General features: G+C 39.7%; 20 protein-coding genes and 1 pseudogene. 14 read left to right on the plus strand and 7 right to left on the minus strand.

From position 1 onward, the window contains the following. Positions 1-1,379: NACHT domain-containing protein (locus ACM0OS_RS21825; protein WP_414545291.1), on the minus strand; the 1,379-nt coding region annotated here is incomplete at its 3' end. A gap of 225 nt (positions 1,380-1,604) precedes the next feature. Next, on the minus strand, positions 1,605-2,378 hold the full coding sequence (locus tag ACM0OS_RS21830; RefSeq protein ID WP_414545292.1) for a hypothetical protein: 774 nt from the start codon (positions 2,376-2,378) through the stop codon (positions 1,605-1,607). A gap of 212 nt (positions 2,379-2,590) precedes the next feature. Here ACM0OS_RS21830 and ACM0OS_RS21835 point away from each other — a divergent pair, with 212 nt between their 5' ends. The 10 genes from ACM0OS_RS21835 to ACM0OS_RS21880 all read left to right on the plus strand — a co-directional run bounded on the left by ACM0OS_RS21835 (position 2,591) and on the right by ACM0OS_RS21880 (position 12,352). Then, entirely contained in the window at positions 2,591-4,927 is a 2,337-nt protein-coding gene (locus ACM0OS_RS21835; RefSeq protein ID WP_414545293.1) for a type I restriction-modification system subunit M, read from the plus strand. 49 nt (positions 4,928-4,976) lie between these two features. Beyond that, the gene (locus ACM0OS_RS21840; RefSeq protein WP_414545294.1) at positions 4,977-5,330 is read left to right on the plus strand and encodes a XisI protein; all 354 of its coding nucleotides are present in this window, start codon (positions 4,977-4,979) and stop codon (positions 5,328-5,330) included. Between the two features lie 22 nt (positions 5,331-5,352). Beyond that, complete coding sequence (locus tag ACM0OS_RS21845) at positions 5,353-5,562, plus strand: hypothetical protein (protein ID WP_414545295.1); 210 nt, start codon at positions 5,353-5,355, stop codon at positions 5,560-5,562. A gap of 4 nt (positions 5,563-5,566) precedes the next feature. Continuing rightward, positions 5,567-5,977: a hypothetical protein gene (locus ACM0OS_RS21850; RefSeq protein WP_414545296.1), complete on the plus strand. Its 411-nt coding sequence runs from the start codon at positions 5,567-5,569 to the stop codon at positions 5,975-5,977. 39 nt (positions 5,978-6,016) lie between these two features. Next, positions 6,017-7,276, plus strand: a complete 1,260-nt coding sequence (locus tag ACM0OS_RS21855) for a hypothetical protein (RefSeq protein WP_414545297.1) — start codon at positions 6,017-6,019, stop codon at positions 7,274-7,276. Between the two features lie 64 nt (positions 7,277-7,340). Beyond that, positions 7,341-7,559 (plus strand): hypothetical protein, encoded by a 219-nt coding sequence (locus tag ACM0OS_RS21860; protein WP_190571901.1) that lies wholly within the window; start codon positions 7,341-7,343, stop codon positions 7,557-7,559. Further along, on the plus strand, positions 7,556-7,825 hold the full coding sequence (locus ACM0OS_RS21865) for a hypothetical protein (RefSeq protein WP_414545298.1): 270 nt from the start codon (positions 7,556-7,558) through the stop codon (positions 7,823-7,825). The genes ACM0OS_RS21860 and ACM0OS_RS21865 overlap by 4 nt, the downstream gene beginning before the upstream one ends. A gap of 50 nt (positions 7,826-7,875) precedes the next feature. Then, positions 7,876-10,848 carry a type I restriction endonuclease subunit R gene (locus ACM0OS_RS21870; RefSeq protein ID WP_414545299.1) on the plus strand — a complete coding sequence of 991 codons (2,973 nt, stop codon included), beginning with the start codon at positions 7,876-7,878 and terminating at the stop codon, positions 10,846-10,848. Between the two features lie 326 nt (positions 10,849-11,174). Next, the gene (locus ACM0OS_RS21875) at positions 11,175-11,777 is read left to right on the plus strand and encodes a ParA family protein (protein ID WP_414545300.1); all 603 of its coding nucleotides are present in this window, start codon (positions 11,175-11,177) and stop codon (positions 11,775-11,777) included. Next, positions 11,774-12,352 carry a hypothetical protein gene (locus ACM0OS_RS21880; protein ID WP_414545301.1) on the plus strand — a complete coding sequence of 193 codons (579 nt, stop codon included), beginning with the start codon at positions 11,774-11,776 and terminating at the stop codon, positions 12,350-12,352. Before ACM0OS_RS21875 ends, ACM0OS_RS21880 begins: the two co-directional genes overlap by 4 nt. Positions 12,353-12,650: 298 nt before the next feature. On the opposite strand, the gene ACM0OS_RS21885 is transcribed toward ACM0OS_RS21880, so the two are convergent. Then, positions 12,651-12,866: a ribbon-helix-helix protein, CopG family gene (locus ACM0OS_RS21885; protein WP_414545302.1), complete on the minus strand. Its 216-nt coding sequence runs from the start codon at positions 12,864-12,866 to the stop codon at positions 12,651-12,653. 568 nt (positions 12,867-13,434) lie between these two features. On the opposite strand from ACM0OS_RS21885, the gene ACM0OS_RS21890 reads away from it, so the two are divergent. After that, the gene (locus tag ACM0OS_RS21890) at positions 13,435-15,450 is read left to right on the plus strand and encodes a hypothetical protein (RefSeq protein ID WP_414545303.1); all 2,016 of its coding nucleotides are present in this window, start codon (positions 13,435-13,437) and stop codon (positions 15,448-15,450) included. A gap of 40 nt (positions 15,451-15,490) precedes the next feature. On the opposite strand, the gene ACM0OS_RS21895 is transcribed toward ACM0OS_RS21890, so the two are convergent. The 3 genes from ACM0OS_RS21895 to ACM0OS_RS21905 all read right to left on the minus strand — a co-directional run bounded on the left by ACM0OS_RS21895 (position 15,491) and on the right by ACM0OS_RS21905 (position 20,126). Then, a complete protein-coding gene (locus tag ACM0OS_RS21895; protein WP_414545304.1) occupies positions 15,491-15,763 on the minus strand; it encodes a hypothetical protein in 273 nt (90 codons plus the stop codon). After that, the gene (locus ACM0OS_RS21900) at positions 15,760-18,984 is read right to left on the minus strand and encodes a DUF3987 domain-containing protein (protein WP_414545305.1); all 3,225 of its coding nucleotides are present in this window, start codon (positions 18,982-18,984) and stop codon (positions 15,760-15,762) included. The genes ACM0OS_RS21895 and ACM0OS_RS21900 overlap by 4 nt, the downstream gene beginning before the upstream one ends. A gap of 602 nt (positions 18,985-19,586) precedes the next feature. Further along, positions 19,587-20,126: a hypothetical protein gene (locus ACM0OS_RS21905; protein WP_414545306.1), complete on the minus strand. Its 540-nt coding sequence runs from the start codon at positions 20,124-20,126 to the stop codon at positions 19,587-19,589. Between the two features lie 285 nt (positions 20,127-20,411). Between ACM0OS_RS21905 and ACM0OS_RS21910 the strand changes: the two genes are divergently transcribed. From ACM0OS_RS21910 to ACM0OS_RS21920, 3 genes and pseudogenes are all read left to right on the plus strand, one after another. After that, the gene (locus ACM0OS_RS21910; protein WP_414545307.1) at positions 20,412-21,338 is read left to right on the plus strand and encodes a tyrosine-type recombinase/integrase; all 927 of its coding nucleotides are present in this window, start codon (positions 20,412-20,414) and stop codon (positions 21,336-21,338) included. 166 nt (positions 21,339-21,504) lie between these two features. After that, entirely contained in the window at positions 21,505-22,614 is a 1,110-nt protein-coding gene (locus ACM0OS_RS21915) for a GUN4 domain-containing protein (RefSeq protein WP_414545308.1), read from the plus strand. A gap of 75 nt (positions 22,615-22,689) precedes the next feature. Then, positions 22,690-22,929 (plus strand): annotated as a pseudogene (locus ACM0OS_RS21920) (tyrosine-type recombinase/integrase); the annotation flags it as partial. Between the two features lie 149 nt (positions 22,930-23,078). Here the strand turns inward: ACM0OS_RS21920 and ACM0OS_RS21925 are convergent. Beyond that, positions 23,079-23,914, minus strand: an 836-nt coding sequence (locus ACM0OS_RS21925; protein WP_414545309.1) for an NACHT C-terminal helical domain 2-containing protein, incomplete at its 5' end; no start/stop codon positions are given.

Genomic DNA, 23,914 nt, shown 5'->3' on the forward strand with positions numbered 1-23,914 from the left:
AATTTCTCAATTTGGCGATGGTCATCAATATATTGTGCTGTTAAATATTCCTGTAGTGTTAAATGAGAGAAAGAGTAAATACTATCGGCACGTTCTACTAATACCCCGTGTTGTACTTCAATAGATTTGAGAACATCTATCCCGTGGATAAATTTTTCATCGGGTAGTATTTCTGCTAGTAGTTTCTCAATTTTGTCGGCAATTTCCCGTCGCGGTAAAAATAAGCGGTCTTCTTGAAAGGCATCATGGGCAATTTCAGAAAGTATCATTTCCTTACGTTTGGTATCCAGCCCTTTGTAAAGGTCTTCATGGTCAATACTTTTTTTACCTGCCCATTCTTCTAGTAAAACTCTCAATGCTCCTTCATAAAGAGTCGCTCGATTAGTTGGAATCTTACTAGAACGCTGATAGCGCAAACACACCAAAGTCAGTAACAATGGTGTTTGAGTTAATTCTTTAGCAGCAGTATATTCTTGGCTTTTAAGTTTTTCCCAGCAATCTTTACCTACATCTGGTTCATTACTAAACCAATTGATAATAAAGTTTTCAATTTGAATATCATCGAAGTCTACCATTGCCACATCAGTAAACCGTTGAAAAATATGGCGATAGGCTGCTACCCTACAGGACGTAATAAAGCGATTTTTATTGTAAGTATCAACAAAATCTTGAATCTGGTTAATGACATTAGTTGAGTTCTTTGTTGGAACTTCATCCAAACCATCTAACAAAATTAGAAGCTTGCCTTCCTCTAATGCTTTAGCTGTAAATTGATTTGGTTCTGGAAATCCACAAATCCTAAATTCTTCGGCAATAAAATTTTCTATATTGATATCGCTGGAGGTAAATCTTTTCAACTCTATAAATACAGGGATACAGCCGTGTTTAAATTCTCCTTTTTTACCTTTGAGTGCTTCTAGTCCCATCTTTCGCAGAAATGTGGATTTACCTGCGCCTGGGCCACCAAGCACCATTAGATATTGCTTATCGTTAGCAACTTTGATTCCTTCTTGTTTACCTTGATTTTGAGATTGAAACTTGCGGCTATTAGCTTGGCGATAAGATTGTTCTAAATTTTCGATAGAGTCAAAACTACGGATGGCTTTATTATCTAAAAATTGAACTGCTGTATAGACCGATTCCAGCTTTACAGGTTCACGCATTCCCAACACTTTGAAAATACCGTGCCGTTCTGCATAGTTTTGAACATACTGATTTGACGCGGTAAAAATTAAATCCCTAGTTTTTTCATTTAGTTTTTTGCCAAACAGTCCTAAAAGCTTACCTCCGCCTACCCAAAGTGACTGAAAAATAGGAAGGGCTACGCCACTAACAGCTGATGTTGCCACTGCTGTTACTAAAGGTTCCATGCCTGTCATAGTATTACCAGTTAATATACTTAAAATTTAAAGCAAAGTCGTGTTATTTGGCACTAGTTTTTAAAATGACAATTTCACACAATGGCTTTTTTAGCATATTTTCACGATTCCTGTGGCGATTACCGATTCCCAACGTTGGGAATTCCGCTATCTATTAAAAGTGACAGAATTTGCGATCGCAGAAATGTTTAACGCCACAAGAGATATATAAGATAATTGAGTAGTCTAATCCCCAAACTCATAAAGAGACATTGAGTCTGGTAAATAGCGAGTGACATCAGGAAATAATTCGCGTTGAGAGAATTCCCCTTCATATTCACTTCTTAAAGCGTCTACTGTACTATTAATCAATGATATTGTTTGCTCTCCACTTAACCTTAACCGAGATGGCTGATTCTCAAGTTCCAAATGCTCTCCAAACGCCAATGCAGAGCCGGGAACTGGGTCACTACACCAAATTGGGTTGGGGGTGTTCGGCTGTTGAAAAACAATGTAATGTGATTCAGTTGTGAGCCAACCATTTGGTGCTGTTTCCACATCCACAAGCCGTAATGAATTTAAATTTGGCTCTTCCCACAATTTATCTTGGTCAAAAATCATGGTACAGGCATAGTAAACTTTTGCACCGTTTATCTGACTCAATCGACATAAAGTTTCATGTTGAGATTTATTAGTCAATTTATTAGGCTTTAGTGACAAGGCTGAACGATAGTATGGTGTTGTAAACCCGTTAGGAAGATTTTTACTCTTTCGAGTTATTACTTCTACAATTTTGAATTGTAAAAACTCTCCGTAATAAAATTTAGATAATTTCGAGCTACTGTTTGAGACAGCAGAACGGAGTTGCATAAATAAATCCTGCTCGGACAAATCAGATTTTGTCCAACCTTGGTCAAACCCAACCCACGCCTCTTTTTGAGGAGAAGGTTTTAAGAGTCTGAGAACTTTTGCACCAAATAGTTTTTCATACCGTTTAATAATCGCTCTATGAAAGTGCATTTCAAGCAGGCTCTCTGGCAACCAATCCATTGCGTGTATCTATACCTTATTTAAGTTCAGTATTCCCATTACTCTCAAATTAGTTACAACTGGGACAGAGAAATCAGCACAACATTAGCCATCTCTCATTAACACTGGGAGACATTTTAGCCAAAAGCGGTAGAAAGTAATACTATGAATGATGGTCTTCAGCTATACGCTCCGGTACGTGCATGGATTTATCACTGCAAAACAAAATCGTTTCATTTATTTGGTCAATCGCTGATGATTGTCTGCGGGATGTCTACGTGCGGGGCAAGTACCGGGATGTAATTCTGCCGATGTTTGTGCTGCGACGGCTGGATTGTTTGCTGGAAGAAACGAAAGATGCAGTAACAGAAGAGGTGCGTTTTCAGCGTGAAGAAGCAGGTTTTACGGTGCTTGACCCTGTGGCCTTGCGGGAAGCATCAGGTTACGTTTTCTACAACACCTCAGACTGGACGTTAAAGAAATTAGTCAAAACTGCTGCTAATAATCGCCAAATTTTAGAAGCGAATTTCAAAGCTTACCTAGATGGGTTTAGCGACAACGTTAAAGAAATTATTGAAAAGTTTGAACTCCGCAACCAAATCCGGCGCATGGTGCAGGCGGATGTTTTATTGGATGTGCTGGAGAAATTCACCTCGCCCTACATTAACCTTAGTCCCCACGATACTTTAGACCCAGAAGGGCGAAAACTTGTAGGACTGAGTAACCTGGGAATGGGTTATGTGTTTGAAGAATTAATCCGCAAGTTTAACGAAGAAAATAACGAGGAAGCTGGCGAACACTTCACCCCCCGCGAAGTGATTAAATTGATGACCCATTTATTGTTTATCCCGGTCAAGGATAAACTACCGCCAGTAATTACGGTGTATGACGGGGCTTGCGGTTCGGGGGGAATGCTAACGGAATCGCAGGATTTTATTCAAGATTTAGCAGGAGAAATTAAGTACCAAGCGGCGGTTTACTTGTATGGCAAGGAGGTGAACGGCGAAACCTACGCGATTTGTAAGTCGGACATGATGATTAAGGGCAATGACCCGGAGAATATCAAGTTTGGTTCGACCTTAGCAACAGATGAATTTACTGGGTTGCGGTTTGATTTTATGTTGTCAAATCCGCCCTATGGTAAGTCGTATAAATCAGACCAAAAATACATTCTCGATGGCAAGGATGTTTTAGACGGTCGCTTTGAGGTGGTATTACAAAATTTTAAAGGTGAATCAGAAATAGTTCCGGCGATTCCCCGTTCTTCTGATGGGCAATTGCTATTTTTGATGGACATGGTTAGCAAAATGAAGCGGCTAGATGATAGTCCTTTGGGCAGCCGCATTGCCTCAGTCCACAATGGTTCTTCTCTGTTTACCGGGGATGCGGGGAGTGGGGAAAGTAATATCCGCCGCTACATTATTGAAAACGACTCTTTGGAAGCGATTATCCAGTTACCGAACAATTTGTTTTATAACACGGGGATTACAACATATATTTGGGTTCTGTCTAACAACAAAACACCAGAAAGAAAGGGCAAGGTGCAATTGATTGATGGGTCGGAACTTTATCAAAAGTTACGCAAGAATTTGGGAGCGAAGAACTGCGAGTTTGTCACGGAGCATATTGAGAAGATTACCCAGCTTTATTTAGAAATGCCCAATCAAGGGATTTCTAAAGTATTTGATAACAAAGACTTTGGTTTTTACAAAATCACGGTGGAACGCCCTTTACGGCTGGCGGCGCAATTTACACCGGAACGGGTGGCAACGTTGCGTTATGTGCCTGCGCTGCGTGAGGTGATGGCATGGGCTTATGAGCAATGGGGTGATGAGATTTATACAAAATTAGAGGTGCATAAAAAGGCGATTGAGGACTATATCGAGGGTGAAGAAATTACCCTGTCCCCCAAAGCTAAGAAAGATTTATTGTCGCCCAAGACATGGGAAGCACAACGCCATCTCATGATTGTGGGAGAGCGTTTAATGGAAGCGGTGGAGGATGAATTATCACTCGATTTTAATGTATTTGTAACTGCTGTTGATACAGGGTTAAAGTTATTAAATATTAAGCTAACTAACAGTGAGAAAAATCAGATTTTAAATGCTGTCAGTTGGCGGGATGAGAACGCCGCCAGGGTGGTGAAGAAGGTACACAAATTAAAAGGTAATCAACTGAGTGATTTATTAACCCAGTTGGGAACTACTGAGGATAAATTACCCGACTATGGTTATTGGCCTGGAAACAAACCGGGGGAATGGGTAGAGTATGAATCCGATAGTGAGTTGCGAGATACAGAAAATGTCCCGTTAAAAGAACAAATACATGATTACTTTGTGCGGGAAGTGCGTCCCCATGTGGCTGATGCGTGGATAGCTTTGGATAAAACGCAGATTGGCTATGAGATTAGTTTTAATAAGTATTTTTATCAGCACAAGCCGTTGCGAAAATTAGAGGAAGTAACGGCGGAGATTTTACAATTGGAACGGGAGACGGAAGGGTTATTAAAACGGTTGGTGAGTTTTGGGGAGATAAACTGATGTCTGCTAGAGATATCTTCCATCACCCTGTACAGGAGGTAATTGTGCAATGGCTAAATTAGCCAAGTATCGGGAGTGTGTGCAAAATTTATTAACTGGTTATGCTAACGAAGATGTGGCTCTTGATGAAGTGGAAGTCCAGCTAATTTTTGATGAAAAGCGCGACCATTATCAGTGGATGAATGTGGGCTGGGAGGGTTTAAAGCGTGTTTATCGCTGTATCATTCATTTTGATATTAAAGATGAAAAAATCTGGCTACAGCAAAATTTAACTGACCAAAATCCGGCTGAGGAATTGGTAGCAATGGGTGTACCACGAGAGGATATTGTTTTGGGTTTGCAGCGAGCTTATAAGCGGCAGTATACAGATTATGGTGTGGCTGAGATTGGTAAAATAAATTAATTGCAAATAATAGGGTGAAAATATGACACTAGCTGAATTATTACCTGCTCTCCGACAGCTTTCTCAAGTTGAGAAACTGAAGCTAATTCGCATTTTGGCAGAAGATTTAGAAAAGAGCGAGGATATTACACCGCTACAGCCGTTTAAGACCTATGATTTACCAACACCCTATGATACTTTTGGGGCTGGTGCAATTCTGATGGAAGCAATACAGCCTGTAGAACCTTCCTAATTTTATGCGATTTCCATATTCAACCACCAATCCATCTCAAAATGAGTTTGATAGTTTACCTCGGCTACCGCTTTTATTGTACAGAAGTGATGGTAGTACCATTGAGGCACTAGGTTTAGTTGATAGTGGTGCAACAATTAATGTTTTACCTTATGAAATTGGGATTCATTTAGGTGCTGTTTGGGATAATAATCGGGCAATTATCCAACTGGCTGGTAATTTGAGTCAACAATCTGCAATGCCGTTTTTTGTGAATGTAAAAATTGCTGATTATACTCCTGTTCGACTCGCGTTTGCTTGGGTAAATAAAGCTAATGTTCCTCTGATTTTAGGACAAACTAACTTTTTTCTAGAGTTTGATGTATGTTTTTATCGCTCCAAGTTGGAGTTTGAGGTTAAACCTAAAGATGAATAGATTGTTGCAGCAGTTGGGAAGTTTGGGGGAGGTTAAGTAATGATTTTCCCCAAGTATGACAGTTATAAGGATAGTGGGGTTGATTGGCTGGGAGAAATTCCCAGTCATTGGAAGTTGCAAAAGGCAAAATATCTTTGGAGAGAAGTTGAAGAGCGTTCGGTGAGTGGAGATGAACAGTTACTCTCAGTTTCTCAATACTCAGGTATTATTCCCCGTGATGAAGATTCTAGAAGTGAAAGCCTGATAGATTACAAGCGATGCGAACCAAATGATTTAGTTGTTAACATTATGCTCGCTTGGATGGGTGGCTTAGGTGTTTCTGAATACACAGGCATTGTAAGTCCTGCATATTGCGTTTATCGGCAATTACATAACCACAATTCAAAATACTTGGGATATCTATATAGACTCTCCATTTACTTAGCTGAATTTGCGCGTCGTTCTAAAGGAGTTGTACCTTCCCGGTGGCGCATATATACAGAAGATTTTGGACAAGTTTTAACACTTCTACCCCCCACAGAGGAACAAGAACGAATTGTTGAATTCCTTGACTGCACTACTGCCGAAATCGATGAAGCGATCGCCAAAAAACAGCGTCTCATCGAACTGCTGCAAGAGCAAAAAGCCATTCTCATCAATCAAGCTGTCACCAAAGGACTAAACCCTAAAGCACCCATGCGCGATAGTGGGGTTGAGTGGATAGGGGAAATTCCTGAGCATTGGGAGGTACGCCGAGCTAAGTATATTTTCAAAGAAGTTGACGAGCGTTCAAAGACGGGTACAGAAGAGTTGCTGTCTGTATCTCATATAACTGGAGTCACACCACGCTCAGAAAAAAACGTGAATATGTTTATGGCTGAAGATTACTCAGGATCTAAGCTATGCCAAAAAGATGACATTGTTATCAATATCATGTGGGCATGGATGGGGGCTTTAGGAGTATCTACTATAACTGGTATTGTTAGCCCATCTTATGGAGTTTTTAGACAGCTAAAAGCAGGTATTTTAAATTCTTGGTATTTAGAACACTTACTACGCAGTACAGAATATGTTGCTGAATATAATCGTCGTTCTACAGGGCTTCACTCATCTCGACTTCGACTTTATGCACATATGTTCCTAAGTATGGAAATTACTCTTCCACCCAAAGAAGAGCAAGATAAAATTGAAATCGTCACAAATGACCGTGTAGCTGATATTGATAAAGCTATTAATGCAATTGAGCGTGAAATAATCTCTTTAGAAGAACTACGTTCTATAATCATTTCGCAAGCTGTCACCGGAAAAATTAAAGTATAAGCCTAAGCAAATCCCAATCTTGACTCTGTGAGAAAATTAATAAAACAGAAGATAATCATTCACCATGACAGAATTACTCGAACAAGCGATTATCAAACTCAAAAGTTTACCAGTCAGTCAACAAAATGCTATGGCTACGATGATTTTAGAAGAACTGGAAGATGAACAGCGATGGGATGAAGCTTTTGAGCGTTCTCCAGATGCCCTAGCTCTCCTAGCAGCCCAAGCGATGGCTGAATATCGCGCAGGTAAAACTCAACAATTAGATCCAGATACATTGTGAATTCTCGCATCACTTCTCAGTTTCGCCAAGCTTTTGGTAACTTACCTGAAAATGTGCGAGAACAAACCCGCGAAGCATATCGCCAATTTAAACAAGACCCAAATCATCCCAGTTTACGTTTCAAAAAAGTGCATCCAGAATTACCAATTTATTCTGCCAGAGTCAGCAGAAGCTATCGAGCCGTTGGACAATTAGAGGGAGATACAGTTATTTGGTTTTGGGTAGGGTCACATACAGAGTATGAAAGGTTACTGTCTCAGTTGTAGTAGAGCAGCTATCATAGGAAAATACTCGTATAAAATCTAACGAATCACCTATGGTCAGCAAAACCAACGAGCAAGCACTGGAAAACTGTATCAAAACTGCACTCGTTGAACGCGCTGGCTATGAAGAAGGAAACCCCGCAGATTTTGACCGAGAGTTTGCTATCGACCGGGAGAAGTTCTGGCGATTTTTGGAAACCACCCAGCCGGAACAACTAGCCAAACTCAAAGACCGTCCCAACTGGCAAAGATTGATTTTGGAACGGTGCGATCGCAAGATTAAAAAAGATGGCATCCTCTCTGTTCTCAAAAAAGGATTATCCATTGATGATGCTCATATAACCTTGCTTTACAGTCTGCCCTACAATGATGTGAATCCGGCTATAGCAGAGGACTTTGCCAAAAATATATTTTCGATTACCCGTCAGGTACATTACTGTGAAAGCGATGCCGGGTTATCCATTGATATTGTATTGTTTTTGAATGGGCTGGCGATCGCCACAATGGAATTAAAAAATCCGTGGACAGGACAAACTGTTTACCATGCCAAAAAACAGTACCGGGAAGACCGCAATCCCCAAGAACCACTGCTGCAATTTGCTCGTTGTCTCGTCCACTTTGCTGTTGATACCGATGAAGTGTGGATGACCACAAAATTAGACCGCGAAAAAACTTACTTTCTTCCCGTCAATAAAGGTTTTAATTTTGGTAAGGGCAACCCACCCAACCCCAATGGTCACAAGTCTGCATACCTGTGGGAATCTCTTCTTACCCGCCAAAGTTTTACCAATATTATTGAACACTTCGCCATTCTCATCCCCGGCGATACCAAAACACCCCTCACGCAAAAAAACCTCTACTTTCCCCGCTATCACCAACTGGATGTTGTTCGTCAACTCCTAACCCATGCCGGAACGCACGGCACAGGACAGACTTATCTCATCCAACATTCGGCAGGTTCGGGTAAATCTAATTCCATCACCTGGACGGCATATCAGTTAATCGAACTCTACGCCAAAGGTGCAGATAGTCCCCTGTTTGATTCGGTTGTGGTTGTCACAGATAGACGCATTCTTGACAGACAACTCAAAGACAATATCAAAGATTTCTCTCAAGTTAAAAACATCGTCGCCCACGCCACCAGTTCCCAAGAATTAAAAACTGCCCTGGAGAACGGTAAAAAAATTATTATTACTACCATTCAAAAATTCCCCTTCATCGTTGAGGGGATTGAAGATTTGAGTAAGAATACCTTCGCTGTGATTATCGATGAAGCCCACTCCTCCCAAAGCGGAAAGGCTGCCGATAACTTAAATATGGCTCTCAATAAAGAAGAGGATGAGGAAGAACCGGAAGATTTACAAGACAAAATTCTCAAAGCAATGGCAGGACGCAAACTTGGTAAAAACGCTTCCTACTTTGCCTTTACCGCCACACCGAAAAACGCTACTTTAGAAAAATTCGGTCAGCGCACAGCCGATGGTAAATTTGTGCCGTTTCACCTTTACTCCATGAAACAAGCCATCGAAGAAGGTTTTATTCTGGACGTGCTGGCTAATTACACCACCTACAAAAGCTATTACGAAATTCAAAAATCCATCCAAGATAATCCCATTTTCGACACTGCCAAAGCCCAGAAAAAACTCCGGGCTTACGTGGAGGGACACAAACAAACCATCGGCACTAAAGCTGATATCATGGTTAACCATTTCATCGAGCAGGTATGGCAACCCAAAAAGCTCAAAGGTAAAGCCAAAGCAATGGTCGTTACCCGCAGCATTGAAGCGGCGATTCGCTATTTCTTTGCCATCCGCGAGGCATTAAAACAAGCGAAAGCACCTTTTAAAGCCATCATCGCTTTCTCCGGTAAAAAGACTGTGGATGGTATTGAATACACCGAAGACATCATTAATGGATTCCCCGGTAAAGACATTTCTGACGAGTTCAAAAAAGATGATTACAAAATTTTAGTTGTTGCCAATAAATTCCTGACTGGGTTTGATGAACCTCTGCTACACACGATGTATGTTGATAAAAAATTACAGTCGGTGATGGCAGTGCAAACCCTATCTCGGCTCAATCGCTGTAACGAGAAGATGGGCAAACAAGACACTTTTATTCTCGATTTTTACAATACAGTTAGCGATATTAAAGCTGCCTTTGACCCCTTCTATACCGCCACATCTTTGAGCGAACCAACAGATGTTAATGTCTTGCATGACCTTAAAGAAGCTTTAGATGATGTGGGAGTTTATGAATGGTACGAAGTCGAACAGTTTAATGAATTATTTTTCAATCAAGCGGAAGCCGAACAACTTAGCCCCCTGATTGACACTGCCGCAGCTCGTTTTAATTCAGAATTAGAACTAGAAGACGAAACCAAAATCGACTTGAAAATTAAAGCCAAACAGTTCGTCAAAATTTATGGGCAGGTAGCCTGTATTATTCCGTATAACAATGTCCAGTGGGAAATGCTGCATTGGTTTCTCAAATTCCTGATTCCCAAACTTGCAGTTAGAAATCCCGACCAAGAACAACTTGACGAACTCCTCGAAAGTGTAGACCTTTCTACCTATGGCATTGAGCGAGTTAAACTCAATCACAACATTGAACTTGATGCTTCTGAATCAGAAATTGACCCACAAAACTCCAACTTACGCGGCTATCACGACGATGCCCCACAACAAGACCCCCTCGATGAAATTATTGCCGCATTTAACAATCGGTTTTTTACAGGTTGGGATGCTACGCCGCAAGAACAACGGGTGAAATTCATTAATATAGCTAGGCACGTCATTGATAATCCCGATTACCAAAACCAAGTCGTCAACAACCCAGATGAGCAAAATCGCCGCATTGCTTTAGAGGAATTGATTAAACAAGCCATCAACAGAGAACGCAAACGCGAACTTGATTTGTACAAACGTTACGCTTCAGACCCGGAATTTAAACGGGCTTTTGATGCCAGCATCATGCAGTTACTGTCTCAGACAAATTTAGAAGAATTCCAACGGTTTTTGGGATAAGTTAGCCAGTACCAATTAACTAAAAAACTGGTTTTAGCTGAAAAGCAACTCCACCGGCACACTACCTGACTCTATGCTTTTATCTTGGGAGATGCGATCGCCTACGGTGAGAGATTACGCCAAAAGCCCAATTTTGAACTTTTTTCGGGAAAACTTTTCTTAATCGTCAAATTTTGACAATTTGTATTTTTACATGCCTCCGGCATAATTTAAGCTTTCTGCCCTAAGCCATCAGAGAAACTTGGGTACCCAAATATTCAAACATCCATCTGATATGTATACCCAGGTAGCAGCTATGATGATTTCATCTATCGTGAGGGAAGGTAATGCCGATCATCTCTCTTAGCTCATTCAAAGGCGGGGTTTCTAAAACAACTTCGGCTATCTGTTTGGCTTCCTTGTTTTGTACTGACGGTACAACTTTGGTAATTGATGCTGACCCTAATCGGTCAGCAACGACTTGGGCTAGACCTGGAGGATTACCATTTGCTGTCTGTGGAGAAAAGGAAGCTGCAAAGTTGATGCGATCGCAGAAGTTCGAGTACATTATTTTTGACACACCTGCCCGTCCTAATGATGCAGAAGTGGAAGATTTAGCGAGGGGTTGTGATTTGCTCATTGTGCCAACTCCACCAGACATATTAAGTATGGATGCGATGGCACTGATGGCGAAATCCTTGCCAGAAGATACAAACTGGAAAGTTCTCTTAACAATGATTCCGCCAGCACCGCAAAAGGATGGTCAAGAGGCGATGGAAGCACTAAAACTACAAAATTATCCAGTTTTCAGTCGCGGAATTCGGTTTTACAAAGCTTACAAAGATGCGGTTGCTAGTGGAGTTCCTGTTCATAAAGTTCGCGGGGGAAAAGTAGTATGGCGGGATTGGACAGCAATAAAAAACGAAGTAATTCAGGCAATAAAAGGGTGAGTCGATTTAGTGAAGTTTTGGGTGCAGCGCAAGAAAGTACCCACACTTCTGGGTACCCAGAAGTGTGGGTAGATAAACAGCTAGATACTCAACATATTGAACATTTACCAGAGCAACAAACCCAACTCTCTGAAAAATCAGAAACTCAGATACCTGGATACCCAAATATTCAACAACCCGAACAGTCAGATATTGAGCCAGTTGAACATTTATCAAGCCAACAACCCACGTCTACTAAAAACCAGTCATCTAAAAAACCAAATACTCAGCTATCTGGATACCCAGATATTCAACAACCCGAACAGTCAACTACTCAAACAGCTAAAAATTTGAAGGATAAAGATAAATTAGCCAAGCGTGAGAATCCCGACTACACACAAACAACCTTTCGCATTCCTAAAAAACTGAGTAGGCAGATTAACCGTGTTTTGATGGATTTAGCTGATGAAGGTGTAGAAGTGGATCGCAGTGACTTCCTGAAGGAATTAGCCAGTGCATTTATTCGACTTGCAGATCAGGTTGGTGTAGTAGAAGCATTAGAACAAGTCAAAAATTGGGGGAACCCAAATGGATGAGTAGCTCTTTTGATTATCGAGTTTTCGTATCATATATTACAAAATATGCAACAGTCGTTCCAAACACTTAGACTTAGATGCCAAACTCTTTCAACTTCCAACAGGAATAAATGCCTGTGAAATTAAAGCAATATCCCAACAGTTTTGCCCCCTGGAATTGGCCGACGAGATAGTTCTGATTTCCGGCAAGATGATCTAGAAATCCTTATCCTGTGTGAGGTTTTTAATTGCTACACTAAAATAAAATTAAGCATTTCAGGTCATCTTGCGGGGGTTTGGTTATATCTCAGCTAAATACCTATTGAATTCTCAACCAACGTTCAACTACTTCGCTCCTAGAAATCTTCATTTTAATAGCTAATTCCTTCAATCTGTTTAAAGCAGTAGGAGTTAGTGTCAAATTAATGTTTTTCTTTACTTCCTCATAATAAATAGGTTTTCCCTTCCTGCAAGGAGTTCCAACATGAGAACGCTTTCTCATCCAGTCGGGTTTTATTGACTTCTTTCTAGGCATAAACACTGCTATAACTTAATTTTATTTACCAGCATAAACCTATTTATTATAAAACTTAATAACAAATTAGTTAGAAAAATTATTTTATGCCTATCTAAGGTTAAATATTGAAACAACGAACAGCCTGAAATTCAGATTTAGAAGACATTTAGTTTATGTGGGTAATAAAAACAATAAAAATCCTGAGATAGCTATCTCAGGATTTTTATCTTAGCTCCTATATAGTAAAAGCAACAAAAATATTGCCTTCTACAACAAAACTGAATTTCTAAAAGTCCTGCTATTTAATTACGTTGTCTATCGATATCTACGTCATCGAAGTTAATCGTACATTCTAGCATTGTATCGCCGTCTCCGTCGTCTGCATTTATGTCTCCGTCAGATATTAATCTCAACATTAGGTATCCTTAGATAATAAAAAAAACTTCGTTGAATATAAAACAATTAATCTTAATCATGTTAGTTTATGCGGATTAACTAAAATTCTCAATTAATACTTATATCAATTATACTTTGACTTTATCATAATTTAATATATAATTATTTTGTTGAGTTTTATGCAATAAATATGCAAATATTTCCAGGTTTTAGAAAAATGAAACAACCCTATTCTGAAATAGAAATCATAAAAGAAACACAGATAATAGAGAAACCAAAAACAGTAGGAGAATTTTTTTATTTATATAAAATTCATCTAATTGAGCTTAAGAAAACTGCCGATATTCTTAACATCACCTCAGTTTTAACCAGAAGACTATCTCCAGCGTGGGGTGGTCCTACTCCCAAAGGAACTAGGTCTTCACAAAAAGAGATTGAAACAGCTTTAGCGTTTTTTGAATCTATACCCCTAGAGAAGCTAGCAGATGCTTCTAGCAGTCTAGAAGAATATTTTGAAATTAATAAAGTAGGAAATACAATTAGGTGGCTATCGCGTTCCCAACTCAAAAAAATGCTTAACTGGGGTACTAAAAATGAATATTTAAAACAACCAGAGCATCAAATTTTCTATCGGTTTAAAGAAGTTACAAAGTCGAGAAATTATCCGCAAAACATCAAACTTATAGAAAATAGACCCTCCTGGGGTGAACGCAATTTACTAGGATTCTTTGATAGTGATTATGTAGTAGGCGAAGCAGCCGATAATTCAAAAAGGATATTTTCTAATTGGAATAATTGGACACCTCATATCCTTGAATATCCAAACTTATTCAGTGTTTTGTACGCTCTAGATATTTTCCAGTCCAAACTTTATCTTTTTTTAGGAAATAAAGAACTAGAGGTACAAATATTTGATTGGATTGATTTTTTGATAAATCGTTTGCATCATAGACTTCCTACAGCAGAAAGAGATTTCTTAGCTATTTTAAGATTTCTAGGTTGGCTCCATCGACAAAAAAACATACCGTTAGAAAATTTACGATTTCAAATAATAATTCCTTTCATTAAATTAAAACTTAAGCGAGAAGATTATAAAAATAGTAATGGAATAGTCGATAGAGCTAAATTTAATTTAGCTAAAATGACAGCTGTAGAAGATATGGAAGAAGCCGTAGAAGATATGTTGACAATATTTGATGAATATTTATCTGGACGTCAAATTTCTCCAGATTCAAAAATAAATTATATGAAATCGTTTATTAACTTAGCAAAATTTTTGTATAAAGATGAAACTAAAGAGTTCAAAGTTCAACGTGGATTTAGAGATGTTCCCTTAATTGAAAGCTTACGCCGCAAAGCTAACGAGTTTGAGCATGAACGCAGCAGTGGCGCAAAAAATGTAATTCCAAAACAAAAAAGAATGATTCCTTGGCTTGATGTACTAGAAGTGGTTGAAAAACTTAGAGTAGAAGCCACATTAACTGAGCGAATTAGTGTCAGGCACACTCGCGTTAATAGTAAAGGACAAAAACCCGTTGAAAGGATTAAACGCACAGATAGAGCAATAGCTTGCGATTTTCAGCAATTTTTAATTATGGCTGTTTATACAGCTATGCCACCAGGCAGACCACGCGAGTATTACGAACTAAAACTTAACAAATCTATAGTCGAAGGAATTTTAGAACAGGGTATATTTACGCCAAAAAATCAGATGAAAAATCCCGATCTTGCTTCTTGGTGGATTCATTTAATGCCACAAGATTACAAAACAGGTAAAATTTATCAAGAATGGTGGGGAAAGTTACCTAATACACAGTTTAGCAATGGCAAAACTCTTTACTGGTATATTGAAGAATGGCTAACTAAATGGCGACCCTTTTTTAACCCAAATCACGACTATTTATTCACTACAGAAAAAGGAAAACCAATACGTGGTAGTGCTTTTGCTGGTAGAATAGAACGTTGTATTTGTCGTTTTACTGGGGTGCGTGTTAATCCTCACTCTTTAAGACATATATTTGTTACTTATTTAAAAGATATTGGAGCAACTGAAGAACAATTAAACTCGGCAGCAAAAGCTATGCGCCATAGCAGGCAAACGCAATCCAGTATATATGACCTTCAGGATTTACAATCTGCCCTTGAGCCAAGCTTTGAATTAGCACAGACAATTGCTGAGTCTTTTTATGAAAGATACAAAAAGTGACAGAATGCAATCTTATCGAAGTAGAGTTGATACAGAGGGGTCATTTCATTTTTTTCTCTAGATAAAAGTTTTTGACACTCCATAAGAGAAAACGTTCATTACCGGAGTTGGCTAGCCATTCCTCAAAAGTTTCTGTCACATCTGGATTGCATTCACAAAATTCTTTGTATCGTTCAAAAGAATTTTGTAAATTAATATACTGCCGCCACTGTTTTGGTGCAACATTCAACCAATCTAATGACTTATCAGTCATGAAATCATGATATAGCTTTTCATACTCAGGAGGCGGAATATATTTTGGTAGCTCATTCATAAAATTACCTCCAATCGCATCATTTCATTACCAGGGATAGGGCATTCCCACTTTCTTAAGTCGGATTCAGTATTTTCCAGTAAGACGATCGCTGTTAACAAATTTTGTTGGGTTTTTACTTTAATCACCACTCCTTCTAATCCATGCCGTTTGCTGCCTGGACAATGCACTTTTATCCGTGACCCTTTGGTAATGGTTGGGGATATTTTAGAGTCTTGGTCAATTGGTGAAAGTTGGTGGTCTTTGGTGGTTAGTGTGTCAATCCCTGAAAGTTGGTGGTCAATTGGTGAAAGTTGGTGGTCAATTGGTGAAAGTTGGTGGTCAATTGGTGGTGAGTTGGTGGTTACCAACCCTTGCTGTATCGACTTTTCACCATTTTGTTGGTGCTGTTGGTGGTAATTTTCTCTTAACTCACTTTTTGCTAAATCTTCATTAATATCTATCGTAGTAGATTTGGATTTAGAACAAGTAGATGAAATACCACCAACTCCACCAACGTTTCTCTCTATTCCTTGTCTAGTAGACATTTCAGTCGTTGGTGGTGCCACCAACTGACCACCAACTCCACCAACGTTTTTACGGTTATTACTAGGGTAGTATTTTTTACTATAACGGCAGATAATACTCATTTCCATCAGCAGTTGGCAATCTTGGTCGATTTCGGCGGTGGGAATTTTTTTCAAAGCGTTGATGGTGCGTTTAAGGTCACTAACGGTAAAACCATCGGGGTGACGTTCAGCAAACTCTTTAATTTTGAGCAAGTTCCCTGCTAATGTTTGCTGTTCACTGTTGAGGGCATACAGTAGCCGTGCTTGTGCTACGTAAAAATCAATGATCTGACAGGCTACTGCCATTGTCTGACCGTCGATGAATTGTCCTGGTGTGGTTTCTCCAGCTAACACTGCGTTAACTAGGTGCAGCCACAGGGCGAATCTACCTAGATAAGTTTGCAATTTGGGGTAAGTGGCTTTAAGACCTGGGTGTGACTCAGCTTCCAGCCAATTGATCAGTTGGTGCTGATACGCTTGGTAAATTTTCTTGCCTTCTGTGGTGAGGAAGTAATCATACTCTGGTAATTTACCCAAACCTTCATAAAGGAATAACAACTCGTTTTGTAACTGTTGTCCTGTACCGTCATCGTCTCGGAATAGGTTGATATAAGCCAGGGGATTTTCCTTCAGGCAGAATAACCAACGGGCAAACTCACCCGCATGATCTGCAAAATTCTGTCGAGATTGGAACTGTTTTAAAATTTCTGGTTGGGTGTTACCTGTGCGGCTAATGGCAGAACGCTCTAGATAAATACATTTTTCGCTGTCTACAACATCTTTAAACAGGGCATCCCCGTTAAATTCGCTCAGATCAAGTTGACTATCATCACCTTTGCCTCCACGATACTTATTGAGTCCGGTGATGTAACCTGCCCATTCGTCACGCCAGTAGAGAATCCCTCTAGGATTCTCCCCGTGAATTTTCATTCGTGCTTCACTGCTGGAACCTTGGATTATCAACCGCTTACGTGGTGCAGGTTCTTCTGGCAGTTTATCACCTTTACCGCAGTGTTTCAACTTAGTTTTATAGTCATCTACTGCCTGTTTCCAATTTTTGTACTCGTTAGCTTCCAGTTGGTTGAGTGGATTGATAATAGTTTTTTGAGCAGGAGTTTTTAACGTGCCAGTGGGAGCTACGACACAAGTCCAAAAAATTGAGGTGACGGTATATCTGGTTCTGGGATCAACGACTAACAAAGAAGATGTACCAATTCTGGAACCTGCAACGGGAAATAAAGTAGTTAACAATGCCTCTGATGATACGGGCATAGCATTTGCTATGGATTCTAGTAATAATGCTAGCTTGCCACCGTCACCCCACAGTATTTGACTGGGTAATAGTTCCGCCTTTTGTGCTTCTAACAATGAGGGTAATTGACGTCCTGCGATTTTACGGTCTACAGATTGTTCTTGTTCTTGTGACCGTGATTTGTAAAGTTTAAAGACATTACCAAAATTGTGACCAGTTTTTGTTGCTAGTTCCAACAATCTAGCTTCTAATTCTGATTGTTTGTAATTCTTCTCAAACAGTGAGTCAATCTCTGCTAGTAGTTCATCTGGACTGAGGGTAAATTTCGTAATTGGGGGATTGGGAATAACGTTATTAAAATTGTTTACACTTGCCCGTTCACTACTTAGGATTCTTTCTCGCCTCTGCCATGTTTTAATACATTTAATAATGTAATCTTCACTTAAGGTAGGTTGGGGATTATCGCCCATTGCTGATTTCCAGATATTATCTGGCTCAGAGGCATTATCAGAACCCAATGGTGGTGAACATTTAGAGCAATAATCATCAAATATGTCTCTGGGGTTGCCAGAATAGCGATACCCAAAGGTATCTAACCAACCAGCAGTTCCTATCAAATCACAGGCTACAGAGTATGCTTTAGTATTTCTTGCACCTGATAGCGTGCCAATATCAATTAATTCTCGATTTTCTTTGCTGAGGCAGAAATACAAAGGACAACCGTCTGTTAAGTCATTTATACTGATTGGCTTTACTGTTTTGTTTTTAGGAGCACGCGTAGGGATGATTGTTCTTAATTCTTTGTAGCTGTAACGTTTGCCAGTGTTGAGGATGATTTGGGTTTGTCCGTTAGGGACGTTATTAGGACCAAAGTGCCAACAGCCAGCTAAACGCATGACTCGTGAGGGATTTTTTAAGGAGCGGTCAGCGTTGGCGTACTCTAGTAAATCGCTTTCTAGTTGCTTCCACTGTTGAGGGTTAATTAATTGATCGAAAACCCAATAACTATGAATGGATTTATTTCCTGTGTCTATCTGTAAACTAGGTTCTGGTAGAGAGAGATTATGCCATAGTTTTTTCTGTGATTCTTTATCAAGATTGTCATGTTCGTAGAAGATAGCGCGACAAGTGGTTACATCCTTGTCAGCTTGTCCGCCGCCGTTAACTACGAAGTAAACTCCTCTGCCATCAGACTGCCAAGCATTAGCTGTACTAATTAACTGTTTAGAATTACGTACCTCTGAGCTTCTGCCTCTATCGTCTTTTTTGCGTGGGTCATTGCTGGGATAGAAGCTGCGTAGGTAGACTGTATCTTCTGGTTTGTAACCTAGTGCAGTCAGATGGGCTAATGCTTGAGACTTATCTATAGTGAAATTTTTTTCAGGTGCAGAAGCAGTAGTTTGTAGTGATGGAATATACATGGTAGATATCTCCGAATAGTGTGTTTTGGCTATCGGAGGGGGTTTATGGCACTGCCTGTAACTGATATCTACAAATTTCGCGATTTACTTAGTTTTACTTGTGTTTAAGTGGTGAAATAAAGTTTGATGACTTTTCAATTAATATCTGCGAACAGAATTCCATCAAAATTTTCACAGCTATCGGATTTAAAAAGTAGATATCCACTTTCGGATATTTCTTCTGTATAATATCAATAGGCAGCGCGGATTGAATCTCTATTCACCAATCAGTGGTCACGAGCTTCCAACTTCATTCCCACTGTTTTGGAATCTTTGAGATCCCCCGCTCCGGTTTTTTTGAAACTTTTGTTTTTTAGCAAAGCGTTTACTACTTGGTGGTAACGCTTTATTTTTTTAGTTGTTGGCGCAACTTTGCATTGACCTCCATTTACGTTTAATTTAGGTGCTTAAATGATTCTACATAACTTCTGGTTGTTTTATCTTTAACATTATCTTGATTTTTTGCTGGAATTACCTAATAAAAATGCTGCACTTCTTCATTCAGCCCTTGGTATGCTCCAAGAAGAATTGATAAAAAAATTATCTTTTCACTAAGCTTTGATTTAATGAATATCAATCAACTGGGCGAGTCTAGTTAAATTCTCTTCTTCTAACTTAAGAGACTCAGGCGTGGTATCTCGACTCCCCTCTGATGTGTTCTCTATGTCAAACACTCCTTTGCTTGTCTCCACCCGCAGGGTAACAAACACTGTGTTAATGTCTGATATCTTGTAGGTCAGATGAAAGCCAGGACGCAGGGTCACTATATGTGAGAAACGGCTGTATGGGTCTCGTCTGTCAGCACGATCAATTACAGTCATGTCCATGCCACGCCCACCAACTGGGTACTTATTATATAGACAGTATAAAAACTCATAGTCAGCGTTTGTCACTAGACCGACGCTGCCGTCGTTAAGTAAAATTGCACGAGTGTCAGAGGGAACGGTGATACTAAAGCCCAACTTGGGTAGGTTAATCGTACGGTTGGTATTTGACTCCGGCTTAGATGGTGTTTCTTTAGTACAGTTAATTGGTTTGGCAACAGCAGGTTGTATTACGAGACAAGGCAGCATGAAAAATAGTGTGGCTGCGAGTAGTTTCATAGGTGTAATTATTAACTCTTGTGTATATTAATACCACTATAGTTTAAAGCAAAAAAATTACTCATTTTTGATAGCAACGATTTATCTTGCAGGCGTACAGAAGCGAGTATAGACAACTCAGCCCAGCCCCAACATGAGCAGATACTATTGGAGCGAATTATACCTGCACTTGGAAAGAATAAAAAACCAATAAGTAAGCGCTCTACGGCTTGATAAAAACAATGGGTGTAACATAACGTGCCTAATGTTTCACTCATCAGCCCCAAAAACTTAAGATAAATCACTATGGAATCCGCTATTGTCCCTACCGAAATTTGTACACAGATAGTTACCTATTCGGGAGAGAATATTTGCATGGCTACCGTTGTGCAAACTCCCGTCCATTCTCCTAGCGATCGCCTGCTTGATATGTGGCTACATGGTAAGAGTCGTCACACTCAGCAAGCTTACCGTCGCTATGCCCGTGCGTTCTTAGAGTTTGCCAATGCTCCATTGCCAGAGTTGGGACTAGCACACCTGCAAGCTTGGAGTGATCAGTTACCTGGAAGTGAAAGCAGTCGCAAAACTGCCGTGAGTGCCATTAAATCACTGTTCACCTTTGCCCATGAGGTTGGCTTGATACAGGTAAACCCTGGTAGGGCAATGAAGTTACCAAAGCCTAAAGACTGCCTCAGTGAGCGCATTTTATCTGAGGGTGAAATACACGCGATGTTCGCACTTGAGACTGATATCAGAAATAAATTGATACTCAAAACCCTTTACTACTGCGGGTTGAGGGTGTCTGAGTTAGTCAGTCTTCAGTGGAAGAATGCTATCGCTCGTCAGGCTGGAGGGCAGCTTACTATTTTTGGGAAGGGCAGAAAAACTAGGGTGGTGTTAGTCCCCGTAGCACTGTGGCGAGAACTGGAAGTTTACAGGGGAGATGCTGATAGCGATGCTCCAATATTTAGGAGTCGTGAGCAGAATGCTGATGGCAACTACCACATGAGCCGCGTCCAGGCTTGGCGCGTAGTTAAAGCAGCCGCCGCAAGAATCGGAATTAAAGACCCGTCACCTCACTGGTTACGCCATGCCCATGCTAGCCATTCTCTTGACCGAGGCGCACCAATTCATTTAGTACAGCAAACTTTGGGGCATGAGTCAGTCGCCACAACTAGCAGATATTTACACGCTCGACCGGGAGATAGTAGCAGTTTGTATCTGGGTAGTTAGGTTTATCTCAATATCAATTTTTTACTTTCTCTGGGTTTATACGTAGAGGTGCAATATCTGAGTTATAAACTTGGACAATATTCGAGGTTACGGCAATTTGCTGAGGACGGCTTTTAAAAGCAGAGGTTAGATTGAGCCAAAGTAATAATTTAATTGGCATCAATATATGAATGAAGATAAAGAATATACGAAATTATGTGACTTACTTGTAGCGAAAGAATGGGTAAAAGCGGATGATGAAACCGCAAGGTTAATTGCCATAGCATCGGGTAAAGATGAGTATAATTTTTCTGGAAGCAAAAGTATTAACGAAGAGGATATAAGCAAAATTCCTTGTGAATGTCTCCAAATTATTGATGAACTTTGGATGCGTTACAGTAATAATAAATTTGGTTTTACTATCCAAATTGAAAAATACTTAGAGGAGGTTTCTAAATGCTCTAATTTTTTCAAAACAGAATATGACTTTTTTGTATCTTTATCTCAACGGTTTGGTTGGTGTGGCAAGCGCTATGATGATTGGGTAGTTTCCACTAATTTTTTATATTCTGAAGACTTACCAAAAGGTTTTTTCCCTCGTTGGGGAATTACTCTCTTACCAAGCTTAGATTCTTATAAAACAGCTTTATTTATAGGAAATTGTGGTATTTTTGATTTTAAAGAACAACAATATTTTCAAAATTATATATTCAATTTACATGATAAAGAAATCCATAATATTATAAAAGATATTTTTTCAATTAAGATTATAAACTTATTTTTCTCTCATTTACAAAGTTGCATTATAAATAATGTTAGTAATATCAACATTGCCGAACTTGAAAAGCAAACTGATTTATTAAATCAGAAGAACTACTATACTCCTAAAACCCATAAGATAGCTCAAAAGCAAATTCTGACATCAATTGCTCAAAGGAGAGGACAATCTCAATTCCGGGAAGATTTGCAGTTAGCTTATGATAATTGTTGTGCTATTACACGCTGTAATGCTAAACAAGCTTTAGAAGCTGCTCATATCATACCCTATTGTAAAACTGAAGATAATGATATTTCAAATGGGTTGCTTCTCAGGGCAGACATACATACACTCTTTGATCTAAATCTGATAGCAATTGAGCCAGAAACTTATAAAATACACCTTGCTCGTAGTTTGCACGACAGCAGTTATTACGATGAGATAAAAAATAAATATGTGAGATTACCAGAAAAAAAATTTTATCGACCTAAGCAAGAAGCGCTTGAATGGAGATGGAGATTATTTGATTGCAACAGTTAATTTTCTTGATAAAGAGTAAGGGGTTAATGTGGTCGCAGAGCAAGACTATATTGCTAATGTAAATCTCCATAAATAGGACATATCCACAAGGTGAGTGCTGACAAAATCCTTAGAGATACCTGTGCGCGGCTGGGGATTGAAGGGGTGAGTACGCACAGTTTCAGGAGGACGGCGTTAACCAGGATGAGCGATGCGGGGATACCGTTGCGCCACATACAGGAGATATCGGGGCATCGCACGCTGGCGGCTTTGGAGCGTTATCTGGGGGTCACTGAGAAGCAGAAGCAAAACGCTATCTCTGCTTTGGATTTTTGAACTAGGCAGATTCAAAATACTGTGCGTTACACTGCGGAGAACCCCAGGCGTTTTGAGCATTTTGATTGGCAGTGGGAGCAGCCTTTTTGATGGGATTTTCATCGACTAACATCATTGGCTGATAGGATATTAGCTTGAGAGTAAACTATTTAATTACTTGGAATTAATAACATCCGCGCCTCAATTCCTTCCCAGGTTGTGGGGGACACTTGCACAGATGCTTTTTTGCAATGAATAGTAAGGTAGTTAGCGTAAAGATAATTGTCCAGTGCTTTGACATCTTCCAGGGATAATCCATATATATCTGGGTCGAGATTAAAAGCATTGAGTAAGGTGTGTTTGAGGTGCTTAAAAAATATCAGGCGCATTTCCAGTGGTTGTTCATTATCAGGAATTTTATCTTTTAGTTCTTTGAGTTCGTTAAATAGCACAGTAAAATTAACGTTATTGAAAATTTTTAATTCTTTAATTTGACGAGTGTAGCTGATTGCTTCGGTGTAGAGGTTGGCAATAATTCTGGGGTGTGCGACGGTTTCTTCCATATGTTCAGCAAATAGCCAGTAGTTAGCGATGGATGTAGCATTGTCGATAAATTTGTCAATGACTGCTTTATCGATGGATTGGGTGATGGACAGGTGGGCAATACATTCGGCGTAGACGACGCTATCAACTACGGATCTGTTGTAGCCAATCGCGAAGATATTGACGTAGGCAGTAGCATAGGCAATGGCAACTGCACGTTTAGCTACAGTTTTGAAATCCCCAGCAGATCCAGTTGTAATTTGTGTTGCCCAGTTTAATAAAGCTTGCGACTTCGGTGTGTTAATGTACTTTTGCGCCTCTTTCTCCATCAACAACAGCAAATCATCTGCACCACCCCACATTAAACCTGCTACTAATAAAAACACTTCCTGCCAACGTTTATCTGTCAGGTGTTCAGTAACTAATTTCTCAATTTGGCGATGGTCATCAATATATTGTGCTG

The sequence above is a fragment of the Nostoc sp. CCY0012 genome (genome assembly GCF_963920855.1).
Lineage (GTDB): Bacteria > Cyanobacteriota > Cyanobacteriia > Cyanobacteriales > Nostocaceae > Cyanocohniella.